Here is a 22,514-nt window from a genome sequence, read left to right as displayed (position 1 = left end):
GGCGCACTTGCCTGGTGCAGCGTGTCCGCAGGTCGGTTGTCATTGCTGTTTTGACTCTATTTTTGAAGCCCTCACGGGCCAACACTTCCATGAAAAAACCTTCGTCTGACAGTCGATTCTTGGGTCTTCAGGGCTTGGCCGAGACCTCTGGGCGCACTCCAAGCCATCGGGTTGCGGTGATGCTTGCGGTGTTGGCGGTCTTGCAAGGCTGCGCGACGCCGCAGACCAAGGAGCCGGAATTGGCAGCGCCCGCTGTGCGCGAATTGAGCATTTTTTCGATCAATGACTTCCATGGCCACATTCAAGCCAAGTCACCCACGCCGCTGATGCCGCGTTTGCCAGACGCCCAGACCGGCGAGATCAAGCCCCAGCCGGCGGGTGGGGTGGCCCACTTGGCCTCGGCCATGGGCAAGCTGCGGGCGGGTCGGGAGCACAGCGTGTTTGTCGCGGCCGGTGACTTGATTGGTGCTTCGCCTTTGTTGTCGTCTTTGTTGAAGGACGAGCCGACCTTGGCCGCCATTGGCGAGCTGGGCCTGGTGGCCAGTGCCTTGGGCAATCATGAGTTGGATGCTGGATTGCGAGAGCTGCAGCGCAAGGCGCAAGGGGAATGCCCGGCGGAAGGTTGTGCATGGCCGGGCTTCAAAGGCCCAGGGTTTCCTTACCTGGCAGCTAATCTATTAGATGCACAGACGGGCAAGGCGATGTTGCCGTCGCATGTGATCAAAGAGGTGGGCGGCTTTAAGGTCGCATTTGTGGGCGCGGTCACCCGTGACACGCCGCTGGTGGTGGTGCCCAAGAGCATTGTCGGCTTGCGCTTTGCGGATGAGGCTGACACCTTGAACGCCTTGGTGCCGAAGCTGCGGGCTGAGGGCGCTCAAGTGCTGGTGGCAGTGATGCATGAAGGCGCCACCCACACCGGCGGCGCCATCGATCCAAGCTACAGCTGCCCAACTTTGCAAGGGCGTGGTGTCGACATTGCCAAGCGGCTAGACCCTGCCTACGCCATCATCATCAGTGGCCACACCCACCAGGCCTACACCTGCAAGATCAATGGCCGCCTGCTCGTGCAGGCAGGGAGTTATGGCGGCTGGGTGACGGAGAGCCGATTGAGCTTGGACGCACAAGGCAAGGTCTTGAGCGCCGAGGCGGTGAATCATCCGGTGCTGCAGTCGGTGTACGCCCCGAATCCGGCCTTCGTGGCGCTGGTGCAGCGGGCCGCAGAGCTGACCGCGGCGGTGCGCAACAAGCCGGTGGCCATGCTCGAGCGGGGCGCTCAGCGCAATTCTCAGGCGCCGTTTGGCGACTCGCCGCTGGGTAATTTGGTGGCCGATTCGCAACTGGCCTATGCCAAAAAGCGTGGCCCCGCGGATCTGGCCTTGATGAACCCGGGCGGCATTCGTGCTGACTTGACCGTGGAACCGGGCCGGTCCGTCACCATGAGTGACTTGTTTGCCATCCAACCGTTTGCCAATGAGTTGGTGGCGATGACGATTAGCGGCGCTCAATTGCGTGAACTGCTGCAAAAGCAACTGCCCAAGGGCGACGCGCCGGCGCGTCTGCTGCAGGTGTCCAGCAGCTTGCGCTATCAATGGAGCCAGAGCGCAGACGGTGTGTCGCAATTGGGCGATGTGACCGTGGGTGGGCTGCCGCTGGACGATGCGCGCAACTACCGTTTGGTGGTCAATAACTTCATGGCTGAAGGCGGCGATGGCCAAAGCGTGCTGCGTCAGGGCAAGGAGCGGGTCAGCATTGGCGTGGACATCGACGCCATGGTGGAGTGGTTGAGTGAGAACCCTGCTGCCGCGAACCAGATCCAATCCGGTCGAATAGTGCGCAGATAGTTGCGGCATGCGCCCAGCTCTGGGTGACGGCCTGTCGGCACTGACCGACAATCCGGCCTGAACTGAGGAGATGGTGCACGTGCATAGAAGGCTGCGAGGTCTGCCCGGCGGCTTGGATGCCAGCCGCCTGCGGGCCTTGATCATTGATGAGGGCGAACTGACGCGTTCGGTGCTGAGCACCATGCTGCGCGATATCGGTGTGCAGCATGTGCATTCGGCGCGCCGACCCGAGAGCGCGCGACGCATGATCAAAGATGCGGTGCCGGCTTACGACATCATCATCACCGACTTTCATTTCTCTCGGCACAGCGCTCATGACCTGACCGGGCAAGATCTGTTGGACGAGTTGCGCCAGGCCAAGGGCCTGCCGATGCAGACCGCCTTCATCATGGTGACCGATGAAGCGCGTTACAACCATGTGGCCGACGCCGTCGAAGGCGCGCTCGACGACTATCTGCTCAAGCCCTTCACGGCACGCCAGTTCGAAGAACGGCTGCAGGTGATCCTCGAGCGCAAGCATGCGTTGCGTGAGGTGTTTGCCGCCATCGAGTCGGGGGATTTCGCGGCCGCGGCTCAGCTCTGTGAGGCGATTTTTGCTGCCAGCACTACCTACAAGGTGTATGCGGCGCGGATTGGCTCGGAGCTTTATCTGCGCTTGGGTCAGATCGATGCGGCGAGACGCATGTTCGAAGCGCTCTTGGCCTTCAAGGCGGTGCCCTGGGCTCGTCTGGGTCTGGCCAAAATCGACTTGGCCAATTCAGACACCCAAGTGGCTTGTCGAACGCTAGAAACCCTGCTCGCCGAGAACCCTGCCTATGTGGACGCCTATGACGTCTATGGCCGGGCCTTGTTGGAAGAGATGGACTTTGCGGCCGCCGTGGAGATGTTCGGCAAAGCAGTTCAGATCACGCCGGGCAATGTGGCTCGCCTGCAAAAGCTCGGGTCCTTGCAGCTGTTTTTGGGCTACAGCGACGCGGCCGCGAAGCATTTAGGCGCAGCGCTGAGCATCGGGCAGTTTTCGCGCACCTTGGACTATCAAGGGGTGGTAGCGCTGGGCATCGCCTGTGTTGATCAAGCCGATGCCGATGAGTGCGAACGAGCTCTCAAGTGCTTGCAAGAAGCGCTAGCGCGCTACCCGGCTTACAGCTTTCGCTTGCAGACGCTGCAACTGACGCTGGAATGTGCCCTGGCCTTGATTTTGCGTCGCTCGGATGCGGTGCTTGCTGGTTTGGCCAAGCTCGGCTCGCAGCTCGACAACCCCGAGTTCACCTTTGAGATGGCCTGCAATTTGCTGCAGCTCTTGGCGCGCTCGGCTGGCCAACAAGGGATTCCCGATGCCCTGCCGTGGGCGCAGCGGGCGGCGCGCCGCTTTGCTATTTCACGTCCGCGCACTCGCTTGCTTGAGATGGCCGCTTCGCCTCTGGTGTCCCTGGAGTCTGCCGTTCACAAGGCCTCGGCCCAAATCAATGAAGCCGCGCGCGAGGCCATGTCGCATTTGGTCAGCAAGCAGCATCAGCGCACGCTCGATGCCTTGATGGAGTTGGCGCAAGCCAGCTTGAATATGCGCATCATCAATCTGGCCCGTGCTACTTTGGCCCACCATGGCCAACACCTGCCCAAGCCGGATGCTGAGTGCATGCGTGAAGACATTGAGGAGTTGCATGCGCGCTATGTCGATGGCGGCCGGCGCATTGTGGAGCGTAAGGGCTGGTAATTGGGCGCCTCGATCTAGCAGAGGCCAGGGTGACCCTGCAAGATCGAGGGCGCCCCACGTCACTGAAACAAACAGCACGGCACAAACTGGCCTTCACCCTGCTGTGCCGTCCGTCAGCGGAGTTAGCGCGCGACCCAGGCTTCTTGCCAATGGCTCCCCAGGCCCGGCTCAAAGTGCGGCGCGCCGGTGCTCCATTGCGTGCAGTAGCCGCTGTTGGGCCAAGGACGGCAGGTGTAGACGACGCCGTTCTTGGGTTGCAGCACACGGGTGCCTGCCTTGTAGCTCTTCAGCCCATCCGGGAATCGATAGTCATAGTTGCCGGGCTGGGGCGGCTGCGGTTCTCCCGCGACGAACATCAGGTCATAGGTCTTTTGAATCAAGGCACCGCTGCCCTTGACCACGCCCTTGATCACCAACTGATGGTGGCCGGGCATGGCCTTGTCGACTGTGATACGCAAGGCTTGCCCACTGTTATTGAGCTTGGCCGTGGCCACGCCCTTGGTTTGGCCGCCGTGATCAAAGACGCTGGCATTGACCTCGATCTCGCCGACAGCGGTGAGCGTAAAGCTCAAATTCAGCGGGCCGGAACTGGGAATGACATGCTGTGAGGCCAAACCTGCCACCATCAAGTCAGCGGCAATTGGCGGTGCCGCCTTATCGATTTGCACCTCGACGCGTTGCAGGCCGCTGTCCTTGCGCGCAAACACCTCGTTTTGCCCCTGCACTGGGGCAATCGTGCCATTGGCCGCCATCTGCCCGGCGCGCAACAATGCTTGTTCGGCGTTCACGCGATTGGCCAGCAAATAGGGCCAGGTGTTGCGTTCGCCTTCGGCGTCGGTGTTGATGACAACGCGAGTCTGCAGGTCGGCACGCTCGCCGTTGGTGTCGAAGACGCGGGTGGCCACTTTGTCACCCGCCTTCAGATCCACCGAGGGAAAGATGGTGCCCTTGGGCAACCAGTTCGCCACCGGCACCGGGGGCGTTGGCCCGCCGTCCTGGAACATCGCATCGACGATGTTGTAAAAACTGTTGGGGGTATCGCCCACTTCCCAAACGCCCAAGATCAGCTGATAGCCGCTGCGCTGCGGTACCTGGCATTGATGCGTCACCACTTTGGCCGGTTGGCGCATGCCGCCATCCACCACGCAAAAAGGCTGGCTTTCAAAGGCGGCGCGGCTGAGGCGCAGATTGGGGTTCCAGCCTTGCTTGGTGATGTAGTAGCGCCAATTGCGAGTCACATGATTGGCGGTGAATGTCCAGCTGAAAGACTGCGCGCCAGCTTGCATGGGGCGCTTGGTCCAACGTGTGGCTGTTTGCTCGTCCATTGGCGAAAACTGCACCAGCCCCGCGCTTGCGAGTTGGCCATCTGCAGGCCCACGCTCTGGGAAGCCTGATGGCCCCTCCAAACTCTGGGGCTCCCACTGAATGGCGCCGCATGCACTATTGCCGCCACTGCGACACAAGGCGTTGCGCGACTCCGGTACGCTGATATAGCCATGCGCCCATGCCGGCATGCTCTGGCTCAAAGCCGCCAGAGCGCCAAAGGCCAAGGGCAGGAACTTCATCTTTGTCATTGCAATCCCTCACTCACCATCAAAGAAGGCGCGATTGTGAAGTTAATTGGTCTGCAATTGGTCCGCGCTAACGATTGCTTACAGCGGAGATGAATACGACACATCTGGCCTGTGGCCAATGCCGTTCGGCAGGGCCTAAGAAGCCCAATGAAAAAAGGCCCGAGAAGACTCGGGCCTTGAGCAAACTTATTTATCCGGTGGAGCGGGTGATGGGAATCGAACCCACGTATCGAGCTTGGGAAGCTAGCGTTCTACCATTGAACTACACCCGCACAGGGCAGATTATAGGGCCGAGGCATCGCGTATCAGGGCGGCCAAACGCTCAGCCTCGGGGCCAAAAGCATAGGCGTCCATGCCGAGTGAGCCGAAGGTTAGGCTGGCATGGATCCGCTGTGGAGCGTCCGTCAGGCCGGCAGCACCGGCGGCAATGAACCAGGGCAAGAAATGCTCGTCACTGGGGTGCATGGCTGCCGCAAAAGGGGCTTGGGCGCGGTAGTCGAGCAGGGCCGGCCAGTCGCGGGCAGCGCTACGTTCCAGCAGCCAATTTCTGAATGTGGCGGACGCAGGTAGTTCGGCGGCGTCAATCGCCGGTGGGGGGCCACCTGCGCCGAATACCAGGCCCAGGTTGTGGGTGATGCTGCCGCTGCCCATGATGAGCACACCCTGATCTGCCAAGGGTGAAAGTACTTGCCCCAGTGCAAACTGCTGGGCAGGGCTGGCATGCGGGTTGAAGGCCAGCGGCAGTACCGGCACTTCGGCATCGGGGTAGACGTAGCGCAATGGCGTCCAAGCGCCATGGTCCAAGCCTCCTTGGGGCCGGCTCTGCATGGCAAGGCCAGCCTGCCGCGCCAGATGTATGACTTCTTCGGCCAGTTCAGGAGCGCCAGCTACGTCATAGCGCAAGCTGCGCAGCCGGGGGTCGAAGCCTCCGAAGTCATAGATGGCCCGGTGCTGCGATGCCGTCCATAGCGTCGGGGTCGCAGCCAGGCTGTGGGCCGAAATGCTCAAGATCGCGCGCGGCCGCCCAAATTGTTCGTCTAGAGCGTGGCCAAGGTCTTGCATAAAGCGTCCGGCTTCGCGCGGCTCCAGGGCCGTCATCGGTGAGCCATGGGAGATGAATACGGGCGGGAAGCGGCCGCCAGCGCTTGGAGTGTGCTGCGTCATGGTGTTTTGATTGGACGCTGAAACGCCTGCTTGAGGGTGGCAAATGACTGAACGAGACATTCAGGACATTTGCACCGTGGCGACGTCTGCTTGACAGAGTCGCTACAGTGCAGGGCATGAGCACATCCAGCATTGAGCGCGCAGCTTTGGCTGCATCCCCGAAGCCCGGTCGCTTACAGCCGCCCAGCGTCTTACGCATGGCCTGGCGGCAATTGTTGCGAGATTGGCGGGCAGGGGAGTTGCGATTGCTGATGCTTGCGGTGGGCCTTGCGGTGGCTGCGGTATGCGCGGTCAGCTTTATGTCGGACCGCCTGGACCAAGGTTTGCGTCGCGATGCAGCGCAGTTGATGGGGGGCGATGCGGTGCTGATCAGCGATCAGCCCACGCCAGAGCCCTTGCTGGCGCTCGCGGATCAGCTGGGCTTGGCGCATGTGATCAGCGCTAATTTCGCCAGCATGGCTCGCGCTCCCGATGCGCAGGGTGGCGCCAGTCGTCTGGTGGCGGTGAAGGCCGTAGGTGCGGCCTACCCACTGCGTGGGCAGTTGGGGCTGATGGATGGCCGCTGGGTGGCTTCACCCAAGCCCGGCGAGGTTTGGGTTGATCCTGGTGTTTTGACGGGTTTGAATCTGAAGCTCGGGGACAGCTTGCAATTGGGGGAGCTTGGTCTGCGCATTGCTGGCGTGATCGCCACCGAACCGGACCGCGGTGCGGGCTTTTTGAATTTCGCGCCCCGGGTCATGTTGGCCGAGGCTGATTTGGCCGCCACGCAGTTGGTGCAAGCGGCCAGCCGGGTGAGCTATCGCTTGGCGGTGGCGAGCAAGCCGGGCGATGCCCGGTCGACCCAGCGTATTGCTGATTTCACTCGCCAAGCTCAGGCTTTGATTGAACGCTCGGCCTGGCGTGGGGTACGCCTGGACTCTTTGGAGAGTGGCCGCCCCGAAATGCGCCAGACCCTGGACCGAGCCAGCAAGTTTTTGAATCTGGTGGCGATGTTGGCGGCCTTGCTGGCTGCCGTTGCCGTGGCCCTCGCCGCACGTGACTTTGCGGGTCGTCATTTGGATGACTGCGCGATGTTGCGGGTGCTGGGCCAGCCGCAACGGCGCATCGCTTGGACTTACGGCTTGGAGTTCGCCTTTGCCGGCTTGGTGGCCAGCGTGCTCGGGGTGGCCGCTGGTTTGGCCTTGCATTTTGGCTTTGTCGAATTGCTCGCCGGACTCTTGAATGTCAGCTTGCCCGCGCCAGGTTGGTGGCCGGCGGCGCTCGGGCTTGGCTTGGGGCTGAGCCTCTTGCTGGGCTTTGGTTTACCTCCCGTGCTGCAGTTGGCCGCTGTTCCTGCCTTGCGGGTGATTCGACGTGAACTGGGTTCATTGAATGCGGGGTCGGCCTTGGTGCTGGGCGCAGGTGTGCTGGGCTTTGCCGCCATCTTGCAAGTGTTGGCCGGTGACTTGGTTCTGGGCTTGATTGCGGCGGGCGGCTTTGGCGCGGCCGTCTTGCTGTTCGCCTTGTTGGCTTGGGGCGCGGTGCACTTGCTGCGCCGCTTGGTACCTTTGAATTCGGGCGGCGCCACCATGCCGCGCAGCTTGCTGCTGGCCACGCGACAGGTGGCCGCAAGGCCGGTGTTTGCGGTGGTGCAGGTGTCGTCTTTGGCAATAGGTCTTTTGGCGCTCGCCCTGTTGGTCTTGCTGCGTATTGATCTGATTGACAGCTGGCGAGCCGCGACGCCGGCGAATGGCCCGAATCGTTTTGTCATCAATATTCAGCCCGATCAGGCCGAGCCGTTTCGGGCGCAGTTGGCTTCAGCAGGAGTGAAGCGTTATGACTTCTACCCCATGATTCGTGGCCGCCTCTTGGCCATCAATGGGCAAGACGTCAGTGCGCAGAAATTCAGTGATGATCGAGCCAAGCGTTTGGTCGAGCGAGAGTTCAATCTGAGCCACGCCGCCAGCCTGCCTGATCAAAACCAGATACGTGCGGGGAAATGGACCGCCGATGAAGCTGACGGCCTCAGCGTGGAAGAAGGCTTGGCTTCGTCTTTGGGTTTAAAACTGGGCGACCGACTGCGCTTCGATGTGGCCGGCATGCCGGTGGAGGGCCGCATCAGCAGCTTGCGCAAGGTGGATTGGGCGTCGATGCGGGTCAATTTCTTTGTGCTGTTTCCGCGTGCGGACATGCCCGAGCTGCCGCGTAGCTATGTAGCCGCTTTTCGTGCGTCTGATGGCGAGGCCATGGACCGGCGCATCGGCCACGAGTTTCCGAATGCCACGGTGGTGGATGTCTCGGCCCAGCTCAATCAGGTGCAGGGGGTTTTGAATCAGGTGATTCAGGCGGTGCAGTATCTGTTCGCCTTCTCGCTGGCGGCGGGCTTGGTGGTGCTGCTGGCCAGCGTCAACAGCACGCGCGACGCACGCACCCGAGAATTTGCCTTGATGCGCGCCTTGGGGGCGAGCTCCAAACTGCTGGCGCAGGTGCAACGGGTCGAACTCTTGGGCGTGGGCTGCTTGGCCGGCCTGTTGGCGGGCGTGGTCGCTTTGCTGTTGGGCGGACTGCTGGCCCACTTCGTGTTTGGTTTCAACTGGACGCCTAATCTTTGGGTGCCGCTGATCACCACTGTGGTCGGCGCCGGCTTGGCTTTGCTTACCGGCTGGTGGAGCCTGCGAGGGGTCTTGCAACGGCCCGTGACGCAGACGCTGCGCGAGGCCGATACGCAATAAGTGTCTGAATGAAAAACCCGGCGGGGCTCGAAGAAGCCCGGCCGGGTTTGACGATTCTTCGGTTGTGATTTCGCGCTGTCTTTAGAACGATTGCCAGTCGCCGTGATCGTCCGAGCTGGCTGATGGCGCGGGGGCCGGCGCTGGGCGAGGGCTTGGGGCAGCCGAGGCCGCTGGAGCGCTGGCTGAGGAAGACGCCGCTCCGCCGGATGGCGATTTTGCGGCGCTGCTCGCCGCTGGCTTCGCGCTTGATTTGAACGAAGAGCCGCCCAAGCCCGACGAAGGTTTGTTGCCCCCCTTGGCGCTGGAGCTTGACTTGGCCGGGGCCTTGTACTGCGTTTGCCCCTCATGGCTGCTGAGCTTGAAGACCGACACGACTTCGGTCAGCCGTTGGGCTTGGTCTTTCAAACTCTCGGCAGCGGCCGCAGATTCTTCGACCAGGGCGGCGTTCTGCTGCGTCATCTGGTCCAGTTGAACCACCGCGCCATTGACCTGGCCGATGCCTTCGCTCTGCTCACTGGACGCTGCGGTGATCTCGCCAATGATGTCGGTGACCCGCTGCACGCTCGACACGATATCGTTCATTGAGGCGCCGGCCGCTTCCACCAGCTTGGAGCCCACTTCCACGCGATCAACGCTGGCTCCGATCAGGCCCTTGATTTCTTTGGCGGCTTCAGCACTGCGTTGTGCCAAAGAGCGCACTTCGCTGGCCACCACCGCAAAGCCGCGGCCTTGTTCGCCAGCGCGAGCGGCTTCAACGGCTGCATTCAGCGCCAAGATATTGGTCTGGAAGGCAATGCCATCAATGACGCCAATGATGTCACTGATCTTCTTCGAGCTGTTGTTGATCTCGTCCATGGTGGTGACCACCTGGCTGACCACTTCACCGCCTTTGGCTGCGGCGGATGAGGCCGACGAGGCCAGCTGATTGGCGGTCTGGGCAGCGTCCGCGGTCTGGCGCACGGTGCCGGTCAATTGCTCCATCGAGGAGGCCGCTTGCTGCAGATTGGAGGCTGTCTGCTCGGTGCGCTGCGACAGGTCTTGAGCACCCAGCGCAATCTCGCTGGACGCGGTGGTGATGGAGTTGCTGGCCGAGCGCACATCCAGCAAGATTTTTTGGATCTTTTCAGTGAAGAGGTTGAAGGACGCTGCGATTCGTGAGATTTCATCGCGCCCGGCTTCGGGCAGGCGTTGAGTCAGGTCGCCGCCACCGGCACTGATTTCGTCCAAGGCACTGCGCACGCGTTCCAAACCTCGGAGCATGGTGGTGATGACGCCGGCCATCAACAAACCCGCCACCAGCATCACAAGCACCAAAATCACCGCAGCAGCTCGCAGCAAAGCGCTCAGCGAAGCCAGCGCTTCGCTCTTGTTGGCCGCGGCGACCAGAATCCAGTCGGTGTCAGGGATGGCCACACCGCGCAGCAAATAGTCCTCGTCGCCGATGCGGGCTTCAACCCAATTGGCGCCGGTTTCCTGAATCTGCTTCATGGCCTTGCCGTCGAGCTGAGGCGACAGGTCGGTGATGGGTTTGAGGGCCAGTTTGGCGTCCGGGTGGGCGACGATATTGCCCTTGGTGGAAGCCAGAAAGGCGAAACCATTGGGCGTTGGCTTGATTGCCTTTACCGTATTCACCACCTCGTTCAGGAACACATCGGTGGCCACGACGGCCTTGGTTTGGCCGCCTTCCTTGATGCCCAGTGCAAAAGTCACCACCAGTTGTTGCCGGGCCGCGTCCACATAGGGTTCCGTCAGTACAACGCCTGAGCTGGCTGCGGCTTGGGTGTACCAAGGCCGGCCAGTGGGGTCATAGCCTGGGGGGAGATTCTGAGGTGTGTTGAACAAAATGCGTTTGTCGGCGTGGCCCACATAGGCCGCTTCCAAGGCGCCGGACTTCGCAGCTTGTACCAAGAAGGGCACGGGCTCGGCCTGCTGCACCACAGGGCTCAGCGCGGTGACGATGTCGCGTTGGGAGCGGATCCATTGGCTGATCGAGGCGGCCCGGGCGGCCTCCTGCTCATTCAAATTGGCCAACACGGCGGTCTGGGTGTGACCCCGCACAATGATGTAGTTAGCGATGGTCGCAATGCACAAAGTCACCGCCACAACGGCAATGCTCAGGGCTATCAGACGGGTCTTGATCGAGTCAAACATCGATGGGGTCTCCTCAACGAACTTAGATGGCGCTAGGCGCCTAGATCAAAAACTCTCCCAGTCACTCTCATTGCTGGCTGGTGCGGATGGGGTTGCCGAGGCTTTGCTGACGGCAGGTTCAGGCGCGGCCGACGGTGTTGAACGTGCCGGTGCCGCTTTTTTGGCAGGCCTGGGCTTAGGACTTGAGGCCTTAGCAAAGGGCTTGGCGCTGCTGGCGTGAAGCGCCAGACTTGGGGCGGCGGGGGGCTGCGGGTGGCGTTGAGCCGATTGAGCCACTTTGAACATGGCCACGGCTTCCACCAGCAACTGAGCTTGCCCCTTGAGACTTTCCGCAGCAGCGGCCGACTCTTCCACCAAAGCCGCGTTCTGCTGCGTCATTTGATCGAGTTGAACCACCGACTGGTTGACTTGGCCAATGCCTTCGCTTTGCTCGCTGGCTGCGGCGGTGATTTCGCCAATGATGTCTTGCACGCGCTGCACACTGGAGACAATCTCGTTCATCGAGATACCGGCCTCTTGCACCAGTCGAGACCCGACTTCGACGCGTTCTACGCTCGCGCCGATCAGGGTCTTGATTTCCTTGGCGGCCGCTGCACTGCGTTGCGCCAGCGAGCGAACTTCGCTGGCCACAACGGCAAAGCCTCGTCCTTGCTCACCGGCGCGCGCGGCTTCGACGGCGGCGTTCAGGGCCAAGATATTGGTCTGGAAGGCGATGCCGTCAATGACGCCGATGATGTCGTTGATCTTGCGCGAGCTGGTGTTGATCTCGTCCATGGTGGACACTACCTGACCCACCACCTGCCCGCCCTTGGCGGCCGCACCGGAAGCGGAGGACACCAATTGATTGGCGGTACGCGCGGATTCCGCGGTCTGCCGTACCGTGCTGGTCAGCTCGGTCATCGAAGAGGATGCCAACTGGAGGTTGGAGGCGGTCTGCTCGGTACGTTGACTCAAGTCTTGATTGCCGGTGGCAATTTCCGCGCTGGCCGTGCCAATGGAGTCCACTGACAGGCGCACCGTGCCTATGGTCTCCGCCAAACGCTGTCGCATGGATTCGGTTTGTTGGATCAACAAACCAATTTCATCGTTACGTTGGCTGTCGACAGCATGTGAAAGATCGCCTTGGGCGATGGTGCCCACCGCCTGGGTCAAGGTTCCCAGGGGTTGCGCCACCCAGTGGCGCATCATCCAAAACAAGCCGTAGGCCAAGCCTGCAGTGGTCAAGCCCAGCATGATCCAAAAGGGGATCAGCGTGGCCCAGTGGGAGGCCATGGCCTCTCCGCGTGACACCTGGGCAATCACCCAGACGCCGGATTTCTCGTTCTTTCGAACTACGGCGAAGTTATCGTCACGAGGGGAACCCAAGACATTCGGTACATCGGCGAGGTAGCCATCCGGGCTCTGCCCCAATTCGGCGAGCACCTTGTCAAAACCCGGATAGGCTTCGCGGACCAACTTCCCCTTGGCCGTTGGGTGGGCGAGAAAAATCGCTTGGGCCGGATCCCCCTCGACCGAAACCAGATAAGTGCCGCCGTTTTCAAAGAACTTTGCCTTTTCGGCAAGGGTTTGCATGGCGACCACTGAAGCATCGAGATCGAATCCAACAAAGAGCAGACCAATAAGCTTGCCGTCGTCGTTCTTGATCGGCTCGTAATGGGTCATATAGGCCCGGCCGAACAAGACGGCTCGCCCTGAAAAGGGCTTGCCGGCTTTGGCCGCTTCATAGGCTGGGTGATTCTTGCCCAGCATGGTGCCCATGGCGCGTTCGCCATTGGGCTTCTTCAGGGAGGTGGTGATGCGCTCAAAGTCGTCGCCTTTGAGGGCAAAGACGGTAGCTACGCCTCCGGTTGCGCCAGCGAATTTGTCAACTTGAGTGAAGTTGCCATTCAGCTTGGGGCCCCAGTCGCGCAAGTCACCGGTGGCCTCGTCGAGTGAAAAGCTGGGGCCAAACTCTTGACGCAGGGAGCCGAAATTTCGCTCAACCAGGATGCGAGAAGACTCGTCCATCACCTGCATGGAGTCGACCAGCGACTGTGCTTTGTCGCCCACCCAGGTGAGTACACGTTGGTGAGCATCGCGCGTCAGCATGACACTGACGATGCCGCTGACGCTCAGCAGCACCAAGGCGAGCGCGATTCCGCCTAGGGTTGAAACCCGCCTGGCGATTGATGTGGAGCCCGTTGCCATAACAACTCTTTGCCTTTCAGATCAGCAAAACACATGTCGCTGCTATTTGCACCTGCAGACTCTCCAGGGCACATGTAGCGCGGGACTCGATCCGACGACTTACATGGTCAGAGAATCCATCAGGCCCATGTCGGCACTGCTCATCAGGCCTTCGATGTCCATCAAGATCAACATGCGGTCATTGACGGTGCCAATGCCGGTGATGAAGCTGGTGTCCACCGAAGCCGAGCTCAGCTCGGGCGCTGGGCGGATGGCATCTTTGTTCAGCTCCAAAACATCAGAGACTGAGTCGACCACAGCGCCAACCACGCGATTGCGGACGTTCAGCACGATCACCACGGTGAAGCTGTTGTACTCGGCCGAGGGGCAGCCCAGTTTCAAGCGCAAGTCGACGATAGGCACGATCACGCCGCGCAGATTGACCACGCCCTTGATGAAATCCGGCGCATTGGCGATGCGAGTTGGCGGCTCGTAGGAGCGGATCTCTTGGACTTTCAGAATATCAATACCGTACTCTTCGGCGCCCAGCCGGAAAGTCAGGAATTCGCCGCTGGCCGGGCCGCGGCTGCGCAAGGCGAGATTGCCCGTTTCTTGGCGAATGGCCGGCACGTTTTCTCGGGTCGTTTCCATGGCTTACCTCGTTATGTGTGCGGAATGGAAGAAATGAAAGGGCAGGGTGTCAGAACGACTCCCACTCGGACTCAGATTGGCTTGGGGCCGGCGAAGGTGAGGGCTTGGGGGCTGCCTTGGCGGTCGCAAATGAAGCGGTGCTCGCAGCCGGCGACGCGCCACTCTTGGCCCCGGAGTAGGCCGGAGCTTTGAAGGGTGCCTTGGCCGATGAGGGTTTCGGGCTGGGGGCCCTGCTGGCGGCGAAACCGGCGGACGTCCCGTGCTTCATGCTGTGAGAGCCGCTCTTGATGCTCTTTGCGCTCGTTGCACTGATTTTGAATTTATCGACAGCCTCAGCCAAGCGCTCGGCCTGGTCCTTCAGGCTTTCCGCTGCTGCAGCCGATTCTTCAACCAGGGCCGCGTTCTGTTGGGTCATTTGATCCAGCTGAACCACCGACTGATTTACCTGGCCAATGCCATCGCTTTGCTCGCTGGCGGCTGCAGTGATCTCGCCAATGATGTCCGAGACGCGCTGCACACTGGAGACGATGTCGGTCATCGACTCGCCTGCCTCTTGCACCAAGCGTGAGCCGGTCTCAACTCGCTCGACGCTGGCGCCGATCAGAGTCTTGATTTCACGTGCCGCTTCGGCGCTGCGCTGCGCCAAGGAGCGGACTTCGCTGGCTACCACGGCAAAGCCACGACCTTGCTCGCCGGCGCGAGCCGCTTCAACTGCGGCATTCAAGGCCAAGATATTGGTCTGGAAGGCGATACCGTCGATCACGCCAATGATGTCGCTGATCTTCTTGGAACTGGTGTTGATCTCGTCCATGGTCGAGACCACTTGGCCCACGACTTCACCCCCCTTGGCCGCTGCATGCGATGCCGAGGTGGCCAATTGATTGGCCGTGCGGGCCGAGTCGGCGGTTTGCTTGACTGTGCCTGTCAATTGCACCATCGACGATGCGGCCTGTTGCAGATTGGAGGCGGTTTGTTCGGTACGACCGGACAAGTCCTGGTTGCCCGTGGCAATTTCTACCGATGCAGTACGGATGCTGTCGGCCGAGGTGCGCAACTGACCCACCAGGCTTTGCAAGGCTTGCTGCATGTGCTGCAGCGAGCGCATCAGATGCGAGGCTTCGTCCTGCCCGACCACATGCACAGAGGAGCCGGTCAAGTCACCCTTGGCGATTGCGTCTGCCAATTCCTCGGCCTCGGCCAAGGGTTTGCAGATGCTGTGCATATTCAGCAGCGTCAACGGCACCACGATGGCGGCACTGAGGGCCAGCACGATGATGAAGATCGTCAGCATGCGCTCTTGCGTTGCTTGTGCCTGCGCTTGGGTTGCTGCGGAGGCCTTGTCCAGTTCCGCTTGCAACTCACCCAGCAGCTTGTCGGCTTGCCAGATGCTGTCTTTGGCCCCGTTCAAGAGCTTGTCGGCAAGGGCGGCGTTGTCATAGGCTCCGGCTTCAAGCTGAGCCAAGATGGGCGCGGCCTTGCTGGCGTAATCTTCCATCAAAGGCATGATTTGCTTCAGCACTGCAGAGCTGCCGTCCTGCTGGCTGGTTTGCAAGCTGCTGATCAGCTTGGCAAATGCCTGTCGCGACTCATCCCACTTGGCATGCTCGGCCTTGACGGTCTCGGGCTTGTCGTAGTTGATGATCATGTCCTTCTCGCGCCGGCGCAGATCGCCCATGGCCTTAACCAACCCTGCAGAGGCATTGGCTTTGGCGACCGAATTTTCAGCGAACTGGTGGGTCTGGTCGCGCATCGAATTCATGCCCAGTAGGCCGACACCGCCCACGATGACCAGAAGCGCCAACACCATGGCGATGGCACCAATCATGCGTGTCCGGATACTGAACTGACGGAGCATCTCGCTCATATTCATCGAAGGCTACCTTTGTGTAGGGAAGTGAAGTCCACGCCGACTTCAGTTGCGCGAGCGGCGCACCAAGCTGCCCACATCGAGAATCAGTGCGACTCGGCCATCGCCCATGATGGTGGCGCCCGAAACGTCCGTCACCTTGCGGTAATTGGCTTCCAGGTTTTTCACCACCACTTGTTGCTGGCCGAGCAGTTCATCCACCAGCAGTGCGACACGTCCACCTTCAGCCTCGACCACCACCATGATGGTGCTGACATGTTCAAAATCGAAGCGAGGCACATTGAAGATGGTTTCCAGGCCGATCACCGGCATGTACTCATCGCGAACCTCGACGACCCGGCCTGAGCCAGCCACCGTCTTGATGGTGTCGGCTTGCACTTGGAAGGACTCGACTACGGAGGACAGCGGCAAGATGTAAACCTCATCGCCCACGCCCACACTCATGCCGTCCATGATGGCCAGCGTCAGCGGCAAGCGCACCGAGACCTTCATGCCGTAGCCTTCGGCCGAATCGATCTCGACCGTGCCACCCAGCGAGGTGATGTTCTTCTTCACCACGTCCATGCCGACGCCGCGGCCCGACACATCGGTCACTTGGTCGGCGGTCGAGAAGCCTGGCGCGAAGATCAGATTCCAGACCTCGGAGTCGGTCATGGAATCAGGCGCGTCGATGCCTTTTTCTCGGGCTTTCTTGATCAGCTTGTTGCGGTTCAGGCCGTTGCCGTCGTCGCGCACCTCGATCACGATGGAGCCGCCCTGATGTGAAGCGACCAGGGTGATGGTGCCGTGTTCGGGCTTGCCTTTGGCCAGACGATCGGCAGGTTGCTCGATGCCGTGGTCGCAGCTGTTACGAACCAAGTGGGTGAGCGGGTCGGTGATCTTCTCAACCAAGCTCTTGTCCAACTCGGTGGCTTCACCCTGGGTGACCAGTTCGACCTTTTTGCCCAGCTTGGCGGCGAGGTCACGCAACATGCGCGGGAAGCGGTTGAAGACGACCGACATCGGAATCATCCGAATCGACATCACCGATTCCTGCAAGTCGCGGGTGTTGCGCTCCAGATCGGCCAGTCCCGAGGTGAGTTGCTGGTACAGGCCCGGCGCGACATCACGGCTGTTCTGCGCCAACATGGCTTGGGTGATCACCAACTCGCCGACCAGATTGATCAGCTGATCGACCTTCTCAATCGAGACCCGCAGCGTCGACTGTTCCATGCCTGCCGCAGCAGGACGGGCTTCCGCACGCGCGGCAGCTTGCGGCACTACAGCGGGCTTTGGCGCTTCCGCTTGAACTTTCAGTTCGTTGCTGGCGGCGCTGCCTTCTGGGATGCCGGGCGCATTGTCAAAGAAGCCATAACCCAGGTCCGCTTCTTCCTTGGCGGCGGGCGGCGAGCCGGGGGCACCGTCGTGGAAGCCAAAGCCGGGGCCGAAGGGCAAGAGCTTGACTTGCTCTCGTGCCACATGGAAGGTGAACAGATCCAGCAAATCGCTGTCGGTGCTGCTGGTCAGGACCTTGAAGCGGCGAATGCCTTCGGCCGGCACGCCGCCGTCGAGCGGCTCAATCGTGCCGAGGTCGGTGATCTCTTTGAACAAGTCGACCAGGTTGTCGGTCAGACTCATATCGGTCAGCGGACCGACTTGCAATTCCAACTCGCGCACGCCGGGTTTGGCGGCGGTTTTGGAGGCGGCCGCAGGACTCGGTGCCGGGCTGCTGGCCTTGGGGGCTGGTGCCGGCGTTGGGGCAGAGAAGTCGCCCTCAGATTCGCCTTCGACAAAGCCGCGAATGCTGGTCAGCAAATCGCTGGTGTCCACCGCATCGGCACCGGAACCCTGGTGACGACCGAGTTGCGCCCGCAGCGCATCGCCCGATTGCAGCAAAGTGTCCACCATCGGTGAGGTGGCTTTCAACTCGTGGCGACGCAGCTTGTCCAGCAGCGTCTCCATCTGGTGGGTCAGCTCGGCAACATCACCAAAACCAAAGGTGGCGGCGCCGCCCTTGATGGAGTGTGCGCAACGGAAGATGGCATTGAGTTCTTCGTCGTCGGCCGTCTCGACATTCAGGTTCAGCAGCAGCTGTTCCATATTGTCGAGGTTCTCGCTCGCTTCTTCGAAAAAGACTTGGTAAAACTGGCTCAGGTCGATGCCTGCACTCAGGCTGGCGCCTTCAGACGTCATTTCTCCCATGCTTTGCTCCAGAGTTGACGAGGCTTCAACGAATCACTTTGCCGATCACTTCGATCAGCTTGGCCGGGTCAAAGGGTTTGACCAGCCAGCCAGTGGCGCCTGCAGCGCGACCCGCTTGCTTCATCTGGTCGCTGGATTCCGTCGTCAAGATCAGAATAGGTGTGGTCTTGAACTTGGGGTTGTCACGCAGCTTTTTAGTCAAGCTGATGCCATCCATGCGCGGCATGTTCTGGTCCGTCAGCACCAGGTCGAAATCTCGTGTGCCCGACTTTTCCAAGGCGTCTTGCCCATCAACCGCTTCAACCACATTGAAGCCGGCGTTTTTGAGTGTGAAGGCGACCATTTGGCGCATCGAGGCCGAATCGTCCACGGCAAGGATTGAGTGCATTGTTGTCTCTCCGGGGTATCAAGCTGATTTCGGGAAATTTCTGGGGATCTTTAGAACAATTCGATTGAACCTGCGTCCATCTCATCCTGAGTGACTGGATTTGGCCGCAAGGGAGCGATTTCGACAATCGTTTCGCCTTCCTCGTCGTCGCCAAAAGTGTCACGGGCGAGCTGATCGGCACAATTTCGCAGTCTTTGACTGGTGTGGGCAATCAATTGAGTGGCCATGTCTTGGAATTGCAGGGCGGTGATGGCGCCGGCAATGTCCTCGATCACCTTGTTCAGTACCGGCGCATCGGGTGCGTTCGGGTCGCGGCGCAGCAGGCCGCTGACATGACTGGAGGCGCTGTAGAAATGGGTCGAGAGCGCTTCGCCCGCATCATCGAGCAAGCGCTGCAAACGCTCCAGATCATTGGTCACCGTCATCAGGTGATCCTGAAGCTCAGCGGCCACCAGCAACGGAATCATCCCCTGGTCGGAGGGGTCTGGTGTTTCATTCATCAGCATCTTTGCTCCACACTTTTTGTTCCCCCGGAAGGCAAAACCTGGCCCCACTCAGGGCTGGCCCATTTTGCGCATCGCGGCGACCATTTGCTTGCCTGCATCTTCGGCATTTCTGGCGTGCGTGTCGACAAGACAATGCGGACAGAAGCGGGCTATTTCTGGGGATCGGCCTTCGTGTTGTAGCAAGAATAGGGGTAAACCCTTTCTTTTGCTCGGTTTCGCCGAAATTTGCAAGAAAGAGACGGTATCCCCCCAGGGCGAGGGTCACGCAATGCCTGCATACTTCGCCCCCATGTCGATTCCAACCGCCGATCGCCGATTGCGCGTCCTCCATATAGAAGATTCCGAGCTCGATCATCAGCTGATCATGGCTCAATTGCGCCGTGCCGGCCTAGATATCGAACTCGAGCGCTTGGACACCTTGCCCGAGATCAAGCAGGCGCTGACGCAGCCCTGGGACGCCATCATCTCGGACTACAACTTGCCGGGATTCTCCGGACTCTTGGTCCTTGACCTTTTGAAGGAAAGCAAGGTCTTGCTGCCCTTCATCTTGGTCTCTGGCGAGATTGGTGAAGACACCGCCGTTGCGGCGATGCGCACCGGCGCCTCTGACTACTTGTTGAAAAAAGATTTGGCGCGTTTGGCACCGGCTTTGTTGCATGCGATTGAAGCCAGCGAGTCGGAGCGGGCGCGCATCGAGGCCGACCGGGAGCTACTCAAGTCCAAGCAACGTCTGCATGAGTTGGCCGGCCATTTGCAGACCAGCGTTGAGATGGAGCGTGCGGCGATTGCGCGCGAGATCCATGATGATGTGGGTGGCTCGCTGACGGCCTTGAAGTTTGATTTGGCTTGGATCAATCGCCATGCCAAGGATGCAGGCGTGCTGCAACGGGTCGAGTCCGCACTTGAAACCGTGACCGCGGCCATCGAGGCCAGTCAGCGCATCATGCAAAACCTGCGTCCGGCCATTCTTGAGCAAGGCTTGGTGGCGGCGGTGCAATGGATGGCAGCACGCTTTGAGCGGCGCACCGGCATCACGGTGGTGCTGCGCACCAGCAGTGAACAAATGAATTTACCGGCCGGCGTGCCTTTGGTGGCTTACCGGACGGCGCAAGAGGCGCTGACCAATGTTTCCAAGCATGCCCAGGCCAGCCGGGTCGACATCGACCTGAGCATTGACTCTGGGGTGCTAACGCTTGAAGTCAGCGACAATGGCTTGGGGATTTCACCCGGTGCCTTGGCCAAGGCGCGCAGCTTTGGGATTCGCGGCTTGCACGAGCGCGCGGCAACGGTAGGAGGATGGGTGGACTTGAGCAGCAATAGCAAGGGCGTGAGCCTGATACTTTCGGTGCCGCTGCGTGCCGAAGAGGGCGGTTTGCTGGGGGATGACAACCCGGTGCCCGCTCAAGAAGGCTCGGCCTGGGGCAATTCATGATCAAAGTGATTCTTTGCGACGACCATGCGCTGATCCGGCGCGGCATCCGGGACACCTTGTCGGATGTGGCTGATATCGAAGTGGTGGGCGAGGCCGGCGACTATGGTGAGTTGCGCAGCCTGCTGCGCGACTTGGGGCCGAGCGGCGGTTGCGATGTGCTGGTGCTGGATATCAATATGCCGGGACGCAGCGGCTTGGACGTCTTGCATGTGATGAAGGATGAGGGCACCACCATCCGCACCTTGATCGTGTCTATGTACCCGGAAGACCAATATGCCATTCGGGCGCTCAGGGCCGGTGCTTTTGGCTATGTCAACAAGGGTGGTGACCCGCAGGTGCTGGTGCAAGCGGTGCGCACGGTGGCGCAGGGGCGCAAGTATGTGACGCCTGAAATCGCCCAGATGCTGGTTGAGAGCCTGACAGCGCCGGTCAATGAGTTGGCGCACCAGAAATTGTCCGACCGGGAATTGCAAACTTTGGTGATGATCGCTTCCGGCAAGCGCTTGAGCGATATTGCGGAAGAGTTGATGCTCAGCCCCAAGACCGTCAGCGTCTACCGCGCCCGTGTCTTGGAAAAATTGGGCTTGGCGAACAATTCCGAATTGACGGTGTACGCGATTCGCAACGGCTTGGTCGCCAGCTAAGTTCTGCGCCAGGCCCAGCTGCTTGTTGGGGGCGGGGCGCTGAATCGCGTCACTCGCCAGGCTTGCGCGCTTTTGACCCGGCTATTTCAGCCGACCGGTCGCATAGGTCCATGGTAGAAACCGGGCTGTGCCAACTTCGTCGTGAAGTTGGCTCGCTCAGCCCACGGTTTTATCGCGCGTGACAAACATCGAGTCGCCCAAGCTTGTCGGAGCTCATTCTTCTCTTCCCCCGAGCAAGAGCGCGGCGGTGGAAGGCGGGGATTCTTTGGTCGAGCGCCTGACGCGCTTGAATTTGTTGGCGCTCTCGGCCACCTTGCTGGCCACGTTCGCACTGATTGCCATTGCCTCTTTGCTAGCGGCACGCGATCTGCAGGCCGAAGCCGCCGAGCACAGCGCCGAGCTCTTGGCCAATAGCCTGGCGCCCATGCTGGTGTTTGAGGACCGAGGCGCCGCCGCTCAGGAACTGGCTTCGTTTGCGCTTCAAAGCGATGAACGCCTCATGCGGGTCAGTAACGCAAGCAAGCAAGTCTTTGCTCAATGGCCGCCTCAAGGGGTCAGCGCCCTGGCGTTGCTGCCCAGCCAGTTAGCGACCTCAGGCACCTTGCGCACCATGCATTGGCGTGAGGTGGAGGTCTGGGTTCCGATTCGCTTCAAGCAAGAGTTGGTCGGCTATCTGGGCATGAAAGAGGGCTTGCAGCGAGTGCAGTTGGCCGTTCTTCGCATGGTGGCGCTGGCCGCGGCACTGATCGGCCTGGCCATCGTGCTGGCGGGTCGCTTGTTGCGCTGGGTGCAGCGCAAGGCCCTGGCGCCTATCGTGGAGCTGTCGGATCTGGCTGAGCAAGTGGCACTCAACCAAGACTACAGCCAGCGTGCCAAGGTGCATCGCTTTGACGAGGTGGGGCGCCTGAGTGAGCGCTTCAATCAAATGCTCAAGCGGGTGGAAATCAGCCAGGCCGAGCTGAACCAGCAACTGCGTCAGGAGCAGCAAGCCGGCCAGCAGTTCGAACTGCTGGCGCATCGCGACAGCCTGACCCAATTGCCGAACCGGCTTTACTTCCAATCGGCCTTGCAGCGTCATATGGCGGCGAGCTGCCAAGAGGTTCATTTAATGGCCTTGATGTTCATTGATCTCGATAACTTCAAGACGGTCAATGACCGCCACGGTCATGATGCCGGTGATGCTGTCTTGCTCGAAGTAGCGCAGCGCATGACGCAGGTTTTGCGTGCCGGTGATGTGTTGTGCCGCTTGGGGGGCGATGAGTTTGCTTTGATCCTGCCGAATCTTCCCGATGAAGGTTCGGCAGAGCAGCTGGCCCTGCGCCTGATCGCTGCGATTCGCGAGCCCATGGTGATTGGTGGGCATTGGATGCCGATTGGCGCGACCGTAGGCCTGGCGTTTTGCCCGACCGATGAGGTGGATGCGCCTCAGCTCTTGAGCGCGGCTGACGTGGCCATGTATGCGGCCAAGCGCGCCGGTAAAAACACCTACAGGCGGGTGAATCGTGGCGGCGCTTGAGGGCAGGG

General features: G+C 60.6%; 15 protein-coding genes and 1 tRNA gene. 6 read left to right on the top strand and 10 right to left on the bottom strand.

The window, feature by feature from the left end; all coding sequences use genetic code 11:
• Positions 1–89 precede the first annotated feature (89 nt).
• Together LNV06_RS05005 and LNV06_RS05000 are read left to right on the top strand one after the other, a co-directional pair.
• On the top strand, positions 90–1,841 hold the full coding sequence (locus LNV06_RS05005) for a bifunctional metallophosphatase/5'-nucleotidase (protein WP_263537112.1): 1,752 nt from the start codon (positions 90–92) through the stop codon (positions 1,839–1,841).
• A gap of 79 nt (positions 1,842–1,920) precedes the next feature.
• Complete coding sequence (locus LNV06_RS05000) at positions 1,921–3,555, top strand: response regulator (protein ID WP_263537111.1); 1,635 nt, start codon at positions 1,921–1,923, stop codon at positions 3,553–3,555.
• Positions 3,556–3,677: 122 nt separating this feature from the next.
• Here the strand turns inward: LNV06_RS05000 and gbpA are convergent, their stop codons facing one another.
• The 3 genes from gbpA to LNV06_RS04985 all read right to left on the bottom strand — a co-directional run bounded on the left by gbpA (position 3,678) and on the right by LNV06_RS04985 (position 6,293).
• The gene (gene gbpA, locus LNV06_RS04995) at positions 3,678–5,129 is read right to left on the bottom strand and encodes an N-acetylglucosamine-binding protein GbpA (protein WP_263537110.1); all 1,452 of its coding nucleotides are present in this window, start codon (positions 5,127–5,129) and stop codon (positions 3,678–3,680) included.
• Positions 5,130–5,327: 198 nt separating this feature from the next.
• Positions 5,328–5,401: transfer RNA gene (locus LNV06_RS04990), tRNA-Gly, on the bottom strand.
• 10 nt (positions 5,402–5,411) lie between these two features.
• Positions 5,412–6,293, bottom strand: coding sequence for a DODA-type extradiol aromatic ring-opening family dioxygenase (locus LNV06_RS04985; protein ID WP_263537109.1), 882 nt, complete (start codon positions 6,291–6,293; stop codon positions 5,412–5,414).
• Positions 6,294–6,409: 116 nt separating this feature from the next.
• On the opposite strand from LNV06_RS04985, the gene LNV06_RS04980 reads away from it, so the two are divergent.
• Positions 6,410–9,004: an ABC transporter permease gene (locus LNV06_RS04980; RefSeq protein ID WP_411970057.1), complete on the top strand. Its 2,595-nt coding sequence runs from the start codon at positions 6,410–6,412 to the stop codon at positions 9,002–9,004.
• Between the two features lie 81 nt (positions 9,005–9,085).
• Here LNV06_RS04980 and LNV06_RS22540 read toward each other — a convergent pair whose 3' ends face one another.
• The 7 genes from LNV06_RS22540 to LNV06_RS04935 all read right to left on the bottom strand — a co-directional run bounded on the left by LNV06_RS22540 (position 9,086) and on the right by LNV06_RS04935 (position 18,914).
• A complete protein-coding gene (locus tag LNV06_RS22540; protein WP_318013438.1) occupies positions 9,086–11,155 on the bottom strand; it encodes a methyl-accepting chemotaxis protein in 2,070 nt (689 codons plus the stop codon).
• 45 nt (positions 11,156–11,200) lie between these two features.
• Positions 11,201–13,342 (bottom strand): methyl-accepting chemotaxis protein, encoded by a 2,142-nt coding sequence (locus LNV06_RS04965; RefSeq protein WP_263537108.1) that lies wholly within the window; start codon positions 13,340–13,342, stop codon positions 11,201–11,203.
• A 99-nt stretch (positions 13,343–13,441) separates the two neighbouring features.
• Entirely contained in the window at positions 13,442–13,972 is a 531-nt protein-coding gene (locus LNV06_RS04960; RefSeq protein ID WP_263537107.1) for a chemotaxis protein CheW, read from the bottom strand.
• Positions 13,973–14,021: 49 nt separating this feature from the next.
• The gene (locus LNV06_RS22535) at positions 14,022–15,842 is read right to left on the bottom strand and encodes a methyl-accepting chemotaxis protein (protein WP_411970056.1); all 1,821 of its coding nucleotides are present in this window, start codon (positions 15,840–15,842) and stop codon (positions 14,022–14,024) included.
• Positions 15,843–15,884: 42 nt separating this feature from the next.
• Positions 15,885–18,020, bottom strand: a complete 2,136-nt coding sequence (locus LNV06_RS04945) for a chemotaxis protein CheA (protein ID WP_263537106.1) — start codon at positions 18,018–18,020, stop codon at positions 15,885–15,887.
• A 25-nt stretch (positions 18,021–18,045) separates the two neighbouring features.
• Positions 18,046–18,408, bottom strand: a complete 363-nt coding sequence (locus tag LNV06_RS04940; RefSeq protein WP_263537105.1) for a response regulator — start codon at positions 18,406–18,408, stop codon at positions 18,046–18,048.
• A 50-nt stretch (positions 18,409–18,458) separates the two neighbouring features.
• The gene (locus tag LNV06_RS04935; RefSeq protein WP_263537104.1) at positions 18,459–18,914 is read right to left on the bottom strand and encodes a hypothetical protein; all 456 of its coding nucleotides are present in this window, start codon (positions 18,912–18,914) and stop codon (positions 18,459–18,461) included.
• Positions 18,915–19,203: 289 nt separating this feature from the next.
• Here LNV06_RS04935 and LNV06_RS04930 point away from each other — a divergent pair, with 289 nt between their 5' ends.
• The 3 genes from LNV06_RS04930 (at position 19,204) to LNV06_RS04920 (ending at position 22,506) form a co-directional block, all read left to right on the top strand.
• Entirely contained in the window at positions 19,204–20,346 is a 1,143-nt protein-coding gene (locus LNV06_RS04930; protein ID WP_263537103.1) for a hybrid sensor histidine kinase/response regulator, read from the top strand.
• Entirely contained in the window at positions 20,343–20,990 is a 648-nt protein-coding gene (locus tag LNV06_RS04925; protein WP_263537102.1) for a response regulator, read from the top strand. The genes LNV06_RS04930 and LNV06_RS04925 overlap by 4 nt, the downstream gene beginning before the upstream one ends.
• Before the next feature lie 247 nt (positions 20,991–21,237).
• A complete protein-coding gene (locus LNV06_RS04920; RefSeq protein ID WP_263537101.1) occupies positions 21,238–22,506 on the top strand; it encodes a sensor domain-containing diguanylate cyclase in 1,269 nt (422 codons plus the stop codon).
• The last annotated feature ends 8 nt before the right edge of the window (positions 22,507–22,514 follow it).

Source organism: Paucibacter sp. Y2R2-4 (genome assembly GCF_025717535.1).
Classification (GTDB): Bacteria; Pseudomonadota; Gammaproteobacteria; order Burkholderiales; family Burkholderiaceae_C; genus Paucibacter_A.
The sequence above is the reverse complement of the archived record's forward strand: the minus strand, read 5'-3'. Positions and strand labels throughout refer to the sequence as shown.

Coding starts and splice junctions, on each gene's coding strand:
- LNV06_RS04960 (WP_263537107.1), bottom strand. CDS start 13,972: ATGGAAACGACCCGAGAAAACGTGCCGGCCATTCGCCAAGAAACGGGC.
- gbpA (WP_263537110.1), bottom strand. CDS start 5,129: ATGACAAAGATGAAGTTCCTGCCCTTGGCCTTTGGCGCTCTGGCGGCT.
- LNV06_RS05005 (WP_263537112.1), top strand. CDS start 90: ATGAAAAAACCTTCGTCTGACAGTCGATTCTTGGGTCTTCAGGGCTTG.
- LNV06_RS22540 (WP_318013438.1), bottom strand. CDS start 11,155: ATGTTTGACTCGATCAAGACCCGTCTGATAGCCCTGAGCATTGCCGTT.
- LNV06_RS04965 (WP_263537108.1), bottom strand. CDS start 13,342: ATGGCAACGGGCTCCACATCAATCGCCAGGCGGGTTTCAACCCTAGGC.
- LNV06_RS04980 (WP_411970057.1), top strand. CDS start 6,410: ATGAGCACATCCAGCATTGAGCGCGCAGCTTTGGCTGCATCCCCGAAG.
- LNV06_RS04930 (WP_263537103.1), top strand. CDS start 19,204: ATGTCGATTCCAACCGCCGATCGCCGATTGCGCGTCCTCCATATAGAA.
- LNV06_RS04940 (WP_263537105.1), bottom strand. CDS start 18,408: ATGCACTCAATCCTTGCCGTGGACGATTCGGCCTCGATGCGCCAAATG.
- LNV06_RS22535 (WP_411970056.1), bottom strand. CDS start 15,842: ATGAATATGAGCGAGATGCTCCGTCAGTTCAGTATCCGGACACGCATG.
- LNV06_RS04945 (WP_263537106.1), bottom strand. CDS start 18,020: ATGGGAGAAATGACGTCTGAAGGCGCCAGCCTGAGTGCAGGCATCGAC.
- LNV06_RS04985 (WP_263537109.1), bottom strand. CDS start 6,293: ATGACGCAGCACACTCCAAGCGCTGGCGGCCGCTTCCCGCCCGTATTC.
- LNV06_RS04935 (WP_263537104.1), bottom strand. CDS start 18,914: ATGCTGATGAATGAAACACCAGACCCCTCCGACCAGGGGATGATTCCG.
- LNV06_RS04925 (WP_263537102.1), top strand. CDS start 20,343: ATGATCAAAGTGATTCTTTGCGACGACCATGCGCTGATCCGGCGCGGC.